A 14,141-nucleotide genomic window follows, 5' to 3' on the forward strand; every position below is an offset into this window, starting at 1 on the left:
CGCTCACAGGTCCAGCACCAGACGGTCGCCGCGGGAGCGGGAGACGCAGACGAACAGGCAGTCCCCGGCGGCACGTTCGGCCTCGTCGAGCACCGAGTCTCGGTGGTCGGGCTCCCCGGCGAGCACGGTCGTCTCGCAGGTGCCGCAGGTGCCCTCCCGGCAGGAGGACAGCACGTCCACCCCGACCGACCGGACCGCCTCCAGCACGCTGACGTCGGGGGTGACCACCACCTCGACGCCGGTGCGGTCGAGCACCACGGTGAACGGGGTGTCCCGGGCCGGGGCGCCCTGCTCCTGCGCAGCGAACCGCTCGGTGCGCAGCACTCGCGGGGGGAGGTCGAGGCCGGCGACGGCGTCCAGCAACGGGGCGGGGCCGCAGCAGTAGACCCGGGTGTCGGCGTCGACCCCGGCGAACAGCTCGGCCAGCGGCAGGTGCCCGTGTTCGTCCTGGGGCAGCACGGTCACCCGGTCGCCGTGCACCGCGAGCTCGTCCAGGAAGGCCATCGAGTCGCGGGTGCGGCCGCCGTAGACCAGCCGCCAGTCCGCGCCGAGCCGACGGACGGCGTCGATCATCGGCAGCAACGGGGTGATCCCGATGCCGCCGGCGATGAAGAGGTAGCGCGGCGCGGGGACCAGCCGGAACTGGTTGCGCGGGCCGCCGACGCCGACCAGGTCGCCGACCGCGAGCTCGTCGTGCACCCAGGCCGAGCCGCCGCGTCCGATCGGCTCGCGGAGCACCGCGACCCGGTAGGTCGAGGCGTCCCAGCGGTCCCCGCACAGCGAGTACTGCCGGGTCAGCCCGGTGGGCAGCACCAGGTCGACGTGCGAGCCGGGCGTCCAGTCGGGCAGCCGGGCCCCGGCCGGGTCGGCCAGGGTGAGCGCGACGACGCCGTCGGCCACCGTCTCCCTGGCGGTCACCCGCAGCGTGGCCTGCCGCGGCGCTGCGGCGGTCGGTGTCATGCCGCGGAGCATCTCCGGATGCACGTGACGGCTGCCATGCCGTTCTCGCTCAGTGAGAGACGAGCTGTCGGCCGATCCCTCGGGCCGCCGCCCGCAGCGCCGGGACCTGGGTCCGGGCATCGGCGTCGTTGGGCACGATCACCGCCAGCGCGGCGACGACGGCACCGGCCGGGTCGCGCACCGGGACGGCGATCCCGCAGGCGTCGGCGTGGATGTGCCCGGGGCAGAACGCCACGCCCTCCCGGCGCACGTGGTCCAGTGCCGCCCGCAGCCGTGCCGGGGTGCCGATCGTGGCCGGGGTGAAGGTGCGCAGCGGCCCGGCCAGGGTGCGTTCCTGCAGGTCGGGGCCCGCATGGGCGAGCAGCACCAGCCCGGAGGACGAGGCGTGCAGCGGCAGCCGACCGGCGATGCGGGTGTAGTTCACGACCGCGCCCGGGGCGGACAGCCTTTCCAGGAACAGCACCTCGGCGCCGTCGAGCACGCCCAGCTGGGTGTGCTGGCCGACCACGGCGTGCAGGTCCTCCATCAGCGGCATGGCCACCTCACGCAGCGACAACGCCGGCGAGGCCCGGGCGCCCAGCTCCCACAGCCGCAGGCCCAGCCCGACCCTGCGGTCGGTGTCCCGCCGGAGCAGCCCCAGCTCGACGAGCTCGGCGACCAGCCGGGACGTCGTCGCCACGTGCAGGCCCGACCGGCGGGCGATCTCGGAGACCCCGAGCGTGGTCTCGCCGGGCCGGAAGGCGTCGACCACCCGCACCGCCCGGCTGACCACCGACTCGCTCACCGGCTGAACAGGTCCGCGCCCTCGCGGGTCACCGTGCCCGGCACCCCGTCGGCGGAGACCTCGGTGAACGCGTCGGCGTCGGCGACGACGAAGCCCCACCCGCGGTCGAGCCCGGGCGTGACGGTCGTGCCGCCCGCAGCGATGCCGAGCACCACGGGCACCCCGGGCGGGGCGGCGACCAGCAGCGTCACCCCGAACGTGGAGCCGTCGCCGGCGTAGGAGCCGCAGCGGGCGGCCACGGTCAGCGAGGCCGGGTCGGTGCCCGCCGGGTGCCCGGTGCTGCCGCAGCTGCCCCAGCTGGTGGTCTGGGTGCCCACGCTCGCCCAGGCCGTCGTCGTCACGAGGCCGCCGTCGGGCAGCACTGCAGCAACGGAGACGGCGTCGGCGTCGGTGCCCCCGGGGAGCGGGAACGTGCCGGCGCCGAGCACGGTGACGTCGAGCTGCTCGGGGGCCCAGCCGGTGGCGTCGCCGATGGTCGACAGCGCGACGGCCAGCGCCCGCGCGGAGCTGGTCGCCGCCCCGGACCGGGACGGCGGCCCGGCGGGGGTGGGGGGCTCGGCGCCGTCCCCGAGGTCGGCGACGACGGCCGGGCCGTCGGGGTCGAACGGCACGGCCGGGTCGAAGAGCAGGTCGTCCCGGACGACCTGGTACCGCACCGCGTCCCCGTCGGGCCGGACGGCGACGGCGGCCACGCCGTCCTCGGACACGGGGACGTCGGCGAACACCTCGCTGGTGCTGCCGTCGGCCGCCACGTCCAGGCCGGGGGAGACCCGTAGCTCGTCACCCGGGCGCCCGACGACCAGCAGGGTGGGGTCCGCGACGCCCTGGTCGGGGCCGACCACCACCGCGGCGGCCTCCGGGGCCTGGCCGGGGGACCACGCGACGGAATCCAGCTCGCCCGCCGGGGCGCCCGCCGGGCCGGTCAACCAGGTCAGCTCGGTGGTGTCGGGAGCGCCTCGGCTGAGCAGGACGGCGCGCACCCCGGACAGGTCCCCGGCGAACTCCACGGTCCAGCCGTCAGCGCCGGTGCTGCGCCAGCCCGGGTCCAGGGCGGTGCGGACGTCGCGGAGGAACCCGTCGTCCGCGGCCAGCGACCCGCGGGTCGGCGAGGCCGTGGGGGTCGCCGAGGGTGCCGCCGCCGTCGGGGCGTCCCGCGTCGTGAGGCCGGGCGCCAGCACCGCGCCCACGGCGAGGACGGCGACCGCACCGACGGCCAGTGCGACCCGGCGACGCCGGTCGGTGGTCACCCCGCGGACGCCCAGCGCCACGGTCTCGTCGGTGAGCGTCCCTGCGTCCGACAGCGCGGCCAGCCCGTCGAGCCGGGCCGGGAGGTCGGCGGGGTCGGGGACCTCGTCGGCGAGCAGGGCCGCGGCGGCGACCGGGTCGGTGTCGGGCACCAGGGCGGTGGTGTCGGGCACGCCCTCGTGGAAGCGCAACACCACCGCGGCCCGCTGGGCCGGGGTGAGCCGGTCCAGGGCCGCGGCCAGCCGCGCCGCGGACGCGGCGTCGGCGGGGGAGACCCAGAACGGCGGGGTCGGGGTGCCGACGAGCGTGCCCGACCCGCGGAGCCGGCGTCGCAGGTGGGCCCGGACCAACCCGCGCAGCGCGGCGTCCCGGTCGTCGCCGTCCCGCACGGCGGCCAGCCCGCGCAGCAGCAGGTCGCGGGCCTCGGCGTCGGAGCCGGTGAGCAGGTGTGCGGTGGGGAGCAGGGCACGCCACTGCTCCGTGACCACCCGCCCGGACCCCCGCACGCCGCCAGTGAACCCGGTCACCGGCAGCGCGTCACCTCACGACGTCGCGTGGATGGCCTCGATCGCCGCGAGGGCCTCCTCGCGCAGCGCGTCGGAGATCGGCGCCGACCCGGCCACCTCGGCGGCGGCGTCCTGACCCTCCTCGCTGACCACGTAGGAGAGGAACGCCTGCAGCAGCTCGACGGTCTCCGCGTCGTCGTACGCCAGGCACCCGACGTGGTAGCTGACCAGCACGATCGGGTACTGGTCGCCCGTCGTGGTGTCCCGGGCCAGCTCGATCGCGCGGTCGTGCTCGCCGCGGCCGGGCAGCAGCTGGGACTCCTCGACGACGGCCGCGGCGGTCTCCGCCGACGGCGCCACGAAGGTCTCGCCCACCCCTATCGAGGCCACGCCCAGCTCGCCGACCTGGCTGAGGTCGGCGTACCCGACGGTGCCGCTGCCCCCGCGCACGGCGGCGACCACCCCGGAGTTGCCCTGGGCGGCCTCCCCGCCGCTCAACGGCCACTCGCCGGAGGCGGCGGCCGGCCAGGCGTCGCCGGCCGCGGCCACCAGGTAGTCGGTGAAGTTCTCCGTCGTCCCCGAGTCGTCGCTGCGGTGCACCGGGGCGACGGCGAGGTCGGGCAGGGCCACACCGGGGTTGTCGGCAGCCACGGCCGGGTCGTCCCAGCGGGTGATCGCGCCGGAGAACAGCCCGGCCAGCGTGGCCGGCGCCAGCTGCAGGTCCGGCACGTCCAGGCTGTGCACCACGGCGATCGGGGCGATGTAGTCGGGCAGCTCGAACACCCCGGCCGGCCCGCAGCGCTCGGTGGCCTCGGCCAGCTCCGCGTCGTCCAGGGCGGCGTCGGAGCCGGCGAAGACGATGCCCCCGGCCAGGAACTGCTCGCGGCCACCGCCGGACCCCACCGGGTCGTAGTCGACGGAGACGCCGGGCTGCAGCGCGGAGAAACCCGCCGTCCAGCCCTGCATGGCCGCCTGCTGGGCGCTGGACCCCGCGCCGACCAGCGACCCGGTCAGCTGGGGTCCCTCAGCGGTGCCGGTCCGCCGTTCGTTGACCGGGGTGAAGGTCGCCGCGAAGGCGACGAACCCGCCGAGGGCCAGCACCACGGCGCCGGCGCCGAGCTTCCTGCCGAGAGTCACCCGGCCCAGTGTGCCCGAGGCCGGCCGGGGTCAGGCCGACCAGTCGGGGTCGGTGTCCGCGCGGTGCAACGGGTCGGCCGAGGCCCAGACGCCGACCGCCACCCCGCCGGTGCGGGCCCGGTGCAGGGCGTCCCGGACCGTGACCGGTCCGCCCGGGGGGTCGGGCACGAAGTCGGTGATCCGGTGGTCGTGCGAGGCCATGCTGTTGGGCAGGCTCATGATCAGGTCGGCGGCCAGCTCGTGCGGCAGCGGGGTGAGCCGGGACGCGATGGCCGCGACCAGGCGGGCAGGGACCGGGGGCATCGGCACCCAGAGCCGGCGCAGCCCGGCGTCCGCCGCGTAGGCCTTGATCAGGTCGGCGTAGGAGGGGTCCTCGCCGTTGGACACGTCGTAGGCCCCGGCCGGCAGCACGTCCCGCTCGGCGGCGGCGACCAGGTGGCGCAGCACGTCGGAGACCGCGATCGGGGAGACCGGGTGACGCATCCAGGTCGGCAACGGCACCACCGGCACCCGGTCGGCGATGTGCCGGACCAGCTCGTAGGACGTCGAGCCGCCACCGAGCACGATCGCCGTACGCAGCCAGACCAGCTCGACGCCGGCCTCGCCCAGGGCGTCGCCGACGTCGGCGCGGCTCTCCAGGTGCTCGGACAGCTCCTCCTGCTGCGGCACGAACCCGCCCAGGTAGACCAGCCGGCGCACCCCGGCACGGTGCGCGGCGGCGGCGAACTGCCGGGCGCTCTCCAGGTCGTGCTCGGCGAAGTCGCCCTCGCCGATGGAGTGCACCAGGAAGTAGGCGACCTCGACCGGGCCGGCCTCGGCGAACGCCCGGTCGCAGGAGGCCGGGTCGGACACGTCGAGCTCCACGGCCGGGACGTCGTCGGGCCAGTCGAAGGCGGCCAGCTTGTCGACGTCACGGGCCGAGGCGGCGACCTCGTGCCCGGCCCGCACGAGCTGGACCACCAGCCGGGATCCGATGTAGCCCGTCGAACCGGTCACCAGGCAGCGCGTCACCGGTGGGTCCTGTCCGTCGCGGGGGGAGGTGGAAACGGCGCGGGCGACACTGGCGACGTGATCCTCGACCTGCGCACGCGCACCGTGGCCCGGCTGCGGGCGGCCGGCTGCGTGTTCGCCGAGGACGAGGCCGAGCTGCTGCTGGAGGCCGCCGGGGGCGCCGCGCTGGACGCGCTGGTGGCCCGCCGGGTCGCCGGCGAGCCGCTGGAGCACCTGCTCGGCTGGGTCGAGTTCGCTGGGCAGCGGGTGCCCGTCGACCCCGGCGTCTTCACCCCCCGCCGGCGCACCGAGCTGCTGGTGGAGCTGGCCGTGGCCCACGGGGGCGCCGTGGTGGTCGACCTGTGCTGCGGCGCCGGCGCGGTCGGGGCCGCCGTGCACCGCCAGCTCGGTGGCGGGGAGCTGGTCGCCGCCGACGTCGAGCCGGCCGCCGTCGCCTGCGCCCGCCGCGCGGTCGAGCCCCTCGGTGGCCGGGTGGTGGCCGGCGATCTGTACGCCGCCCTGCCCGCCGACCTGCGCGGCAGGGTGGACCTGCTGTGCGTGAACGCGCCCTACGTGCCGAGCGCGGCCGTCGCGGACATGCCGCCCGAGGCCCGTGACCACGAGCCGCTCGTCGCCCTGGACGGTGGGGACGACGGCCTGGACCTGCACCGCCGGGTCGCGGCCGGCGCGGCCGACTGGCTGGCCGAGGACGGGTTGCTGCTGCTGGAGACCAGCCGCGGCCAGGCCGACCGGACCGCCGCCCTGGTGCGGGAGGGCGGGCTGACCGCCGAGGTGGTCACCGACCCCGACGAGGACCGCGGCGGCACCGTCGTGGTCGGGCGGTCAGCGCGCCGGTGACCCGGTGTCGTTGACCGCGCCGCACCGCGGGCAGCGCAGCAGGCCCTCCCCGGCCGGCCGCGGGCGACGGGCCAGGGCCAGCACCTGCCCGCACTCCCCGCAGACCAGCTGGTCGGCGGTGTCGGACCCGCGGGGGAGCGAGGTGCGGACGCCCTCGCCCGGGTCGGGGACGACGGTGAGCCGGTGGTCGGTGGGCACGGGGCTCCAGGTCTGACACGGGCGTTCCGGCCGGGCGACCGATCGAGCCGATCCTCCCTGCTCAGGCTCGGGCGCGCGCGGCAGCCACCAACGCCCGGGTCTCCTCGGCGACCAGGTCGGCGTTCACCATCGCGCCGGCCTGCAGCCCCGAGGCCATCGAGGAGACCACCTGGGCCATCGGGTCGGTGGTGTTCCCGGCCACCCAGACCCCGGGCACGCTCGTCCTGCCGGTCGGGTCCGCGGCGATCTTGGTGCCCAGCACCGCCCCGGCGTGCACCAGGTCCTCGGCGACGAGCCCGAGCGAGGCCAGGTGGGTGTCGCGGGCCCGGAACTGCGGGGCGACCACGAGCGCGGCCCGGGGGACGACCTCCCCCGACGCCAGCCGCACACCGCTGAGCCGGTCGTCGGTCACCTCGACACCGACCACCTCGCCCTCGACCACCCGCACCCCGCGGGCGGCGAGGGCCTCGGCGTCCTCGGCCGACAGCGCCGGCCCGGTGTGCGCGAAGTAGACGACGTCCGCGGTGAGCTGGGAGAACAGCATCGTGCCGTGCACCGCCATGGGGGTCGTGGCCAGCACGCCGACCGGGGTGTCCCGCACCTCCCAGCCGTGGCAGTACGGGCAGTGCAGGACGTCGCGGCCCCACCGCTCGCCCAGCCCCTCGACGTCGGGCAGCACGTCCTGCAGCCCGGAGGCGATCAGCAGCCGCCGGGCCCCCAGCGAGGTGCCGTCGGCCAGGTCGACCCGGAAGCCGCCGTCGGGCAGGGCGACGGCGTCGGTGACCCGCCCGGAGCGGACCTGCCCGCCGTAGGCCGCGAGCTCGGCCCGCCCGGCGGCCAGCAGCTCGCGCGGGGCGATGCCCTCGTTGCCCAGCACGTTGTGCGCGCCGTCCGCGGTGGCGTTGCGCGGTCGGTCGTCGTCCACGACCACCACCGACCGCTTCGACCGCGCCACCGCCTTGGCCCCGCTCAGCCCGGCGGGGCCGCCCCCGACCACCACGACGTCGACCTGCTCCAGTGCTGCGTCCACGGTTCCGTCCTCTCCTCCGTCGGTCACTCCGACCGACCACCTCACCGTCCGCTGCCCACGCCCCACCGGCAACACCCCTTGCGCATCCGGCAAGAAGCTGACGACAAGCGCCCTTCTCGCCGGCTCCCCGGACGAGAAGGGCGCTTCTCGTCAGGGGTCTGGGAGGATGTGGGACGTGCGTCCACATTTCCTCTGGCTGCTGGGCGGGGCGGTGGCCACCGAGGTCGTCGGCACCCTGGCGTTGCGGGTGTCCGACGGGTTCACCCGCCCGCTGCCCACCCTCGGCACGCTGCTCGGCTACGGCGTCTCGCTCTGGCTGTTCTCGCTGCTGCTCGACCGCGGGGGCATCGGGCTCGGCGCGGCGTACGCGACGCTGACCGGGGCCGGGCTGGTGGCGGCGACGGCGGCCAGCGTGCTGCTGTTCGGTGACCCGCTGACCGCGGTTCAGGCCCTCGGGCTGCTGCTGCTCGCGGCCGGGGTGGTCGTCGTCCAGACCGCGCGTCCGCCGGTGGCGCCGTGACCGGGGTGGGGCTGGCCTGGCTCGCCGGGGCGGTCGTGGCGCAGGTGGTGGGCATCGCGGCGCTGCGGGTCAGTGCGGGCTTCCGGCGTCCGGGCATGGCGTTGCTGACCCTGGCCGGCATCGGGGGGTCGGTGACCCTGATGGCGCAGGCCCTGGTCAACGGGGTGTCCCTCGCCGTCGGCTACGGCATCTGGACCGGCTCGGGGATCGCGTTGGCCACCCTCGGGGGTGCGGTCTTCTCCGGCGACCGGCTCGGCGGCCGGCAGCTGGTCGGGGTGGGGCTGATCGTGCTGGGCGTCGTCGTCGTGCACGCCGGCTCGTGACCACCCCCGACGGACGGCGCGCCCGGGGGGAGGAGACCCGCGGGGAGCTGCTGGACGCCGTCCGCCGGCTGGTCGCCCGAGAGGGGGTCGACGCCGTCACGCACCGCACGGTCGCGGCCGAGGCGGGGGTGGCCAAGACGTCGGTGGCCTACCACTTCGCGACCCTCGACGGGCTGCTCGCCGCCGCGCTCGCCCAGCAGACCGACGAGCTGGTGGCCGCCGTCCCGGCTGTGGGTGCCGACCTGCACTGGCTCGCCGGGCGGCTGGTGGACGCCTTCGCGGCCGACCCGGAAGCGGTGCGCGCGGGCTACACGCTGTACCTGGCGGCCGGGCACCGGCCGGCGCTGCGGGAGTCGGCGCAGGGCTGGGTGCGGCTGCTCACCGACCTGGCCTCTGCGCACACGCCCGACCCGGACCGGGCCCGGGCGGCCGTGGCCGTCGTCGACGGGTGGGCGGTGCAGTCCCTGGTGACCGGGACGACGCCGGACCGGGGCGTGCTCGGCCGGTCGTTGACCGTCCTGCTGGGGGAGTGAGCTCAGCCCCAGGCGCGCTGGTGGACGTCGTCCCGGTCGGCCAGCTGGACGACCGCCCGCGAACCGTGTGCCTCGGTGTAGACGTCGATCAGCTGGGCGCGGCGCAGCTCACCGACGGCGTCCAGCAGGGCCCGGTGCCGCGAGGACCACTCCTCCCGGTCGCCCTGGGCCGGTCGCGGGTTGAGCCGGGCGAGCAGCTCGCGCAGCTCGACCGGCCGGCCCAGGTCGGCCAGGGCCCGCAGGCAGGTGGTCGCCAGCCGGGACGCACCCACCGGATCGGTCGGCGACGGGTGCGGGTCGACCTCGGGGCGGCGCATCGGCCCAGCCTGACCCCTACCGACCGTCCCCGTCCAGTCTCGTTCCGTAGTCGTGACTCAACTCGTCAGCTCCAGGTAGAGGTCCCGGATCTTGTGCTTCTGCAGCTTCCCGGTCAGCGTCCGCGGCAGTTCCTCGACGAACAGGACGCTGCGCGGCACCTTGTAGTGGGCGATCCGGGCCCGCAGGAAGTCCAACAGCTCGCGCTCCAGCTCCGGTCCCGGGGTCGCCTCCGGCGCGGCCTGGACGACGGCCCGCACCGACTCGCCCATCTCCTCGTCCGGCACGCCCAGCACGGCCAGGTCGGTGACCGCCGGGTGCAGGGTGAGGGCGTTCTCGACCTCCTGCGGGTAGATGTTCACCCCACCGCTGATGATCATGAACGCCTTGCGGTCGGTCAGGTAGAGGAAGCCGTCCTCGTCGACGTGCCCCACGTCGCCCGTCGTGCCCCAGTTGTCGTGCTGCGGGTGCTGCGCGCGGCGGGTCTTCTCCGGGTCGTTGTGGTAGCTGAAGGGCAGCACCTCGCGCTCGAAGTACACGAGCCCGGTCTCCCCGACGGGCAGCTCGGTGCCGTCGTCGGCGCAGACGTGCAGGACGCCGAGCCCGGCGCGGCCCACCGAGCCCTGGTGGGTCAGCCAGGTCGGGCTGTCGATGAAGGTGACCCCGACCGCCTCGGTGGCCGCGTAGTACTCGTTCAGGATCGGGCCCCACCACTCGATCATCGCGGCCTTGACCTCGGCCGGTGCCGGGGCCGCCGCGTGGATCGCGACCCGGTGCGAGCCCAGGTCGTGGCGGGTGCGCTCCTCGGTGGGCAGCTTGAGCATCCGCACGAACATCGTGGGCACCCACTGGCTGTGCGTCACCCGGTACCGCTCGATGGCCGCCAGTGCGGCGACGGGCTCGAACCTCGGCATGACGACGACGGTGCCGCCGACCATGTGCACCATCCCGCCGAAGCGCAGCGGGGCTGCGTGGTACAGCGGGGCGGGGGAGAGGTAGACGGTGTCGGCGTCGAAGCCGTACATCGGGCCGAAGACGTTCAGCAGCGGCTCGCCACCCTCGGTGACCTGCACCCCGGGCAGCGGCGGCTTGACGCCCTTGGGCAGCCCCGTCGTCCCGGAGCTGTAGAGCATGTCCCGGCCGCGCGGCTGGTCCGCCGGCGGCTCCGGGGACGCCGCGGCCAGGGCCCCCTCGTAGTCGCCGTGGCCCTCGACGGCCCCGCCCAGGGCCAGCCGCAGCGTGATGCCGGGGGTCTCGGGGACCACGGCGCGGGCCAGCTCGCTCAGCGCGGCCGAGACGATCAGCGCCTTCGCCCCGCAGTCGTCGAGCACGTAGGTCACCTCGCCCGGCGCCAGGTGCTGGTTGATCGCGGTCAGGTACAGCCCGCTGCGCATCGCGGCCCAGAAGACCTCGTAGGTGTGCAGCCCGTTCTCGGCCAGCAGCGCGACGTCGTCCCCGGGGCGCAGGCCGGCGTCGTGCAGGGCGTGGGCCAGCCGGACCGACCGCTCCTCCAGCTCGCCGTACGTGAGCGTCGCGCCGGTGTCGCTCATGACGACGGCGGGGTGGTCGGGGGCGTGGGCGCCTGGGTACACGTTCGGTCCTCCACGGTCAGGGCTGACGGTTCCGGCGCAGCATGCCCGGTGCGTGTGACGGGGACAACACCGCGACACCCCGGCCTGTCGACACGCCGGACACGCCGGGCTGTTGCACAGTGGTGGCAACAAGGCCCCTGGCCCACGCGAACGAGTGACGCGTGTGAAGGGTGTGGCCTGCATGTGACGAGCACCCCACCCCCGGTGCACACAAGCTGTCGAACTCACAGCGAGTTCCGAGTCTTCTCGCCCCGTAAGCCCAGAATCCGCTGGCAGCTGCCTAGGTTGTGCACGTCGCAGCAGGAACACGGGGTACCACCAGTCCTGCCGCTCCACCGCTCAGCCGTCCGGGGAACCCACAGCTCACCGGCTGCTGCGACACCCTCATCGGTGATCTCCCGTCCACACGGACGGCCTGGGAAGGACGCACATGTCCGAGCACGACCACATCCTCCAGCGGCGCAGCACGCGTGCAGCCGCACTGTTGACCGCGGGCGGGGTGCTCGCCGGCTCGGCCGTGATCGGGCTGCTCCCGACCGTGGCCGGCGCCTCCAGCCACCGCGAGGCCCCGCTCATCGCGGCCGACCCCGCGGTGGACAACACCGACGTCTACGCGTTCGTCGACCCGACGGACCCGACGCTGGTCAACCTGATCGGCAACTGGATCCCGTTCGAGGAGCCCAACGGCGGCCCGAACTTCTACCCGTGGGCGACCGGCGCTGCCTACGACTTCAACATCGACAACGACGGCGACGCCGTTGCCGACCTGATCTACCGGTGGGAGTTCTCCACCCAGGACACCCGTGGCACGGACACGTTCCTCTACAACAACGGTCCGGTCACCACCCTGGACGACGAGAACCTGCTCTTCCAGCAGACCTACGACCTGACGCTGTCCGAGGACAACGGGACGACGTTCACCACCGTCCTGGACGACGCCCCGGTCGTGCCGTCCTTCACCGGCAACGCCGGGATGCCGGACTACGAGTCGCTGCGCACCGCAGGCATCACCGCTCTCCCCGACGGTGGGCAGACCGTGGCCACCCAGGCGGACGACTCGTTCTTCCTGGACCTCCGCGTCTTCGACCTGCTCTACGGCGGTGACCTGTCCGAGGTCGGCCAGGACACCCTCGCCGGGTACAACGTCAACACCCTCGCCCTGCAGCTGCCCGCCGACGCCCTCGCCCTGAACGGCGACGCCGAGGCCAACCCGCACTTCGGTGTGTGGAGCACGACGTCCCGCGACTCGATCACCACCCGCAACGCCGACGGCACCGTGACCACCGGTGGTCCCCTGCAGCAGGTCTCCCGCCTGGGCCAGCCGCTGGTGAACGAGGTCGTCATCCCCGCCGGCCTGAAGGACGCGTTCAACGCGATCACCCCGGCCGACGACGCCGGCATCCCCGCCGTCGTGGACCGGGTCCTGAACCCGGAGCTGCCCGCGCTGATCGAGGGCATCTACGGCGTCACCGCGCCGGCCACGCCCCGCAACGACATCGCGCAGGTCTTCCTGACTGGCATCACCACGGCGTTCCCGGCCCTCGCGCCCGGTGGCACCGCACCGCTGCCGATCGACCTGAACTCGCAGGCACTGAACACCGACTACGTCGACGGCACCTTCGTCCCCTCGGAGATGCTGCGCCTGAACATGTCCATCCCGCCGACCCCGGCTGCGCAGCAGAGCCGGCTGGGCGTCGTGGGCGGTGACCTGCAGGGCTTCCCGAACGGTCGTCGCCTCGGTGACGACGTCCTGGACATCGAGGTCCTCGCTCTCGAGGGCGTCTACGACGTCACCGACTTCCCGAACAACGTCCCGGCCGACCGGGTCGCTGCCGGAGTCGCGGCCCTCGCTGCCGGTGACGCCGTCGACGTCAACGACAACGACTTCTCCAACGTGTTCCCGTACGTCTCGCTGCCCAACACCGAGGCCGTCAACGGCGGCGGCGGCACCGGTGGTGGCGGGCTCAGCCCGGTTCCCCCGGCTCCGGCCCCGACCCCCGGTGGCGGCGCGGCGACGCCGTCCACCACCCCCGTCGCCTCCGCCCCGGGTCAGTACCCGGTCGGTGGCGTCGACACCGGTGCCGGTGGCTGGGACGACACCCTGATGCCGGCGCTGACCGGTGGGGCCGCGCTCCTGCTCCTCGGTGCCGGAGCGGGTTCGCTCATCCGCGGTCGTAACCTCCGCTCCAAGGCCGCGGGCACGCCCCAGGTCTGACCTCGCACGACGGTGCCGGGGTGTGGTGGCAGCTGCCACCACACCCCGGCACCACCCCCTCACGGACGAACCCTCACGCCGCCGGCACCCCTGACCGGGGCCCGTCGGGAGGCAGCAGACCGAAGGAACGGACTCCCATGGCTGACCACTCCGCCCCGTACGGCTCCGACCACGGCAACGGTGACGACACCCCGTTCCTCGAGTCCGAGATGACCACCGACGAGCCCGCCCCCACGAAGCGTCGTCGGCTCCCCACCTGGCTGATCCCCACCGTCGCCGCGCTCGCCGTCGGCGTCCTGGTGGGCGCCCTGTTCTTCGGCGGCTCCGACGCCCCCGCAGCGACCCCGTCGGCCACCGCCCCGACCAACTCCGCGGGCGAGCCGATCCCGCACCTGACGACCGCGCTGACCCGCTCCGAGCCGGTCCAGGTCGACATCCCCGCCATCGAGGTCAGCTCCTCGCTGGTCGACCTCGGGCTCAACAGCGACGGCACCCTCGAGGTGCCGGTGGACTTCTCCCGGGCCGGCTGGTTCACCGGCGGCAACTACCCCGGTGACCCGCAGGGCCCGCCCGGGCTGATCGCCGGCCACGTCGACGACTACACCGGCCCGGCGGTCTTCTACCGGCTCCGGGACCTCGCCGTCGGCGACGAGGTGATGATCACCCGTGCGGACAACACCGTCGCCGTCTTCACCGTCACCGAGAGCCAGGAGTACGCGAAGGACGCCTTCCCCGCCGACGAGGTCTACGCCCCGGTCGGTGACAGCGAGATCGTGCTGATCACCTGCACCGGTGCCTTCGACCAGGGTGCCCGCTCCTACGACGACAACCTCGTCGTCCGCGCCACCCTGGACCTGGACCGCTCGCTCGAGGAGAGCGACGCCCGGATCGCCGCCGGCACCCCGGCCCCCGCCGGCGACCAGCCGAACGTCTGA

At 74.9% G+C, this 14,141-nt stretch carries 15 protein-coding genes; 6 read left to right on the top strand and 9 right to left on the bottom strand.

Annotated features, from left to right (window positions below):
• Positions 1-3 precede the first annotated feature (3 nt).
• From F1C76_13055 to F1C76_13075, 5 genes are all read right to left on the bottom strand, one after another.
• Positions 4-960, bottom strand: a complete 957-nt coding sequence (locus tag F1C76_13055; protein QNG37389.1) for an oxidoreductase — start codon at positions 958-960, stop codon at positions 4-6.
• Between the two features lie 49 nt (positions 961-1,009).
• Entirely contained in the window at positions 1,010-1,717 is a 708-nt protein-coding gene (locus F1C76_13060) for an IclR family transcriptional regulator (GenBank protein QNG39223.1), read from the bottom strand.
• 23 nt (positions 1,718-1,740) lie between these two features.
• Positions 1,741-3,516: a hypothetical protein gene (locus tag F1C76_13065; GenBank protein QNG37390.1), complete on the bottom strand. Its 1,776-nt coding sequence runs from the start codon at positions 3,514-3,516 to the stop codon at positions 1,741-1,743.
• A gap of 15 nt (positions 3,517-3,531) precedes the next feature.
• Positions 3,532-4,599 carry a phosphate ABC transporter substrate-binding protein PstS gene (locus tag F1C76_13070; protein QNG39224.1) on the bottom strand — a complete coding sequence of 356 codons (1,068 nt, stop codon included), beginning with the start codon at positions 4,597-4,599 and terminating at the stop codon, positions 3,532-3,534.
• Positions 4,600-4,662: 63 nt separating this feature from the next.
• Positions 4,663-5,643 (bottom strand): NAD(P)H-binding protein, encoded by a 981-nt coding sequence (locus tag F1C76_13075; protein QNG37391.1) that lies wholly within the window; start codon positions 5,641-5,643, stop codon positions 4,663-4,665.
• Between the two features lie 57 nt (positions 5,644-5,700).
• Here F1C76_13075 and F1C76_13080 point away from each other — a divergent pair, with 57 nt between their 5' ends.
• Entirely contained in the window at positions 5,701-6,480 is a 780-nt protein-coding gene (locus tag F1C76_13080) for a putative protein N(5)-glutamine methyltransferase (GenBank protein QNG37392.1), read from the top strand.
• Here F1C76_13080 and F1C76_13085 read toward each other — a convergent pair.
• Both F1C76_13085 and F1C76_13090 read right to left on the bottom strand, forming a co-directional pair.
• Positions 6,466-6,678 (bottom strand): hypothetical protein, encoded by a 213-nt coding sequence (locus F1C76_13085; GenBank protein ID QNG37393.1) that lies wholly within the window; start codon positions 6,676-6,678, stop codon positions 6,466-6,468. The genes F1C76_13080 and F1C76_13085 overlap by 15 nt on opposite strands.
• Positions 6,679-6,739: 61 nt before the next feature.
• The gene (locus F1C76_13090; protein QNG39225.1) at positions 6,740-7,696 is read right to left on the bottom strand and encodes an NAD(P)/FAD-dependent oxidoreductase; all 957 of its coding nucleotides are present in this window, start codon (positions 7,694-7,696) and stop codon (positions 6,740-6,742) included.
• Positions 7,697-7,874: 178 nt separating this feature from the next.
• Here F1C76_13090 and F1C76_13095 point away from each other — a divergent pair, with 178 nt between their 5' ends.
• Genes F1C76_13095 through F1C76_13105 form a run of 3 tightly spaced genes read left to right on the top strand, consistent with a single transcriptional unit; the run spans position 7,875 to position 9,084 of the window.
• Positions 7,875-8,228, top strand: a complete 354-nt coding sequence (locus F1C76_13095) for a QacE family quaternary ammonium compound efflux SMR transporter (GenBank protein ID QNG37394.1) — start codon at positions 7,875-7,877, stop codon at positions 8,226-8,228.
• Positions 8,225-8,551, top strand: a complete 327-nt coding sequence (locus F1C76_13100; GenBank protein ID QNG37395.1) for a QacE family quaternary ammonium compound efflux SMR transporter — start codon at positions 8,225-8,227, stop codon at positions 8,549-8,551. The genes F1C76_13095 and F1C76_13100 overlap by 4 nt, the downstream gene beginning before the upstream one ends.
• The gene (locus F1C76_13105) at positions 8,548-9,084 is read left to right on the top strand and encodes a TetR family transcriptional regulator (GenBank protein ID QNG37396.1); all 537 of its coding nucleotides are present in this window, start codon (positions 8,548-8,550) and stop codon (positions 9,082-9,084) included. The genes F1C76_13100 and F1C76_13105 overlap by 4 nt, the downstream gene beginning before the upstream one ends.
• Before the next feature lie 2 nt (positions 9,085-9,086).
• On the opposite strand, the gene F1C76_13110 is transcribed toward F1C76_13105, so the two are convergent.
• Positions 9,087-9,401: a hypothetical protein gene (locus F1C76_13110; protein QNG37397.1), complete on the bottom strand. Its 315-nt coding sequence runs from the start codon at positions 9,399-9,401 to the stop codon at positions 9,087-9,089.
• A gap of 57 nt (positions 9,402-9,458) precedes the next feature.
• Positions 9,459-10,991, bottom strand: a complete 1,533-nt coding sequence (locus tag F1C76_13115) for an acyl-CoA synthetase (GenBank protein QNG37398.1) — start codon at positions 10,989-10,991, stop codon at positions 9,459-9,461.
• Between the two features lie 430 nt (positions 10,992-11,421).
• Here F1C76_13115 and F1C76_13120 point away from each other — a divergent pair, with 430 nt between their 5' ends.
• Positions 11,422-13,206 carry a DUF4331 domain-containing protein gene (locus F1C76_13120; GenBank protein QNG37399.1) on the top strand — a complete coding sequence of 595 codons (1,785 nt, stop codon included), beginning with the start codon at positions 11,422-11,424 and terminating at the stop codon, positions 13,204-13,206.
• A 137-nt stretch (positions 13,207-13,343) separates the two neighbouring features.
• The gene (locus F1C76_13125) at positions 13,344-14,141 is read left to right on the top strand and encodes a sortase (GenBank protein QNG37400.1); all 798 of its coding nucleotides are present in this window, start codon (positions 13,344-13,346) and stop codon (positions 14,139-14,141) included.

It is taken from the genome of Geodermatophilaceae bacterium NBWT11, assembly GCA_014218215.1.
In the GTDB taxonomy this organism is placed as follows: Bacteria; Actinomycetota; Actinomycetes; order Mycobacteriales; family Geodermatophilaceae; genus Klenkia.

Excerpts from the sequence above, each read along its gene's own strand:
- F1C76_13055 (QNG37389.1), bottom strand. The coding sequence starts at position 960 with ATGACACCGACCGCCGCAGCGCCGCGGCAGGCCACGCTGCGGGTGACC.
- F1C76_13095 (QNG37394.1), top strand. The coding sequence starts at position 7,875 with ATGTGGGACGTGCGTCCACATTTCCTCTGGCTGCTGGGCGGGGCGGTG.
- F1C76_13110 (QNG37397.1), bottom strand. The coding sequence starts at position 9,401 with ATGCGCCGCCCCGAGGTCGACCCGCACCCGTCGCCGACCGATCCGGTG.
- F1C76_13120 (QNG37399.1), top strand. The coding sequence starts at position 11,422 with ATGTCCGAGCACGACCACATCCTCCAGCGGCGCAGCACGCGTGCAGCC.
- F1C76_13125 (QNG37400.1), top strand. The coding sequence starts at position 13,344 with ATGGCTGACCACTCCGCCCCGTACGGCTCCGACCACGGCAACGGTGAC.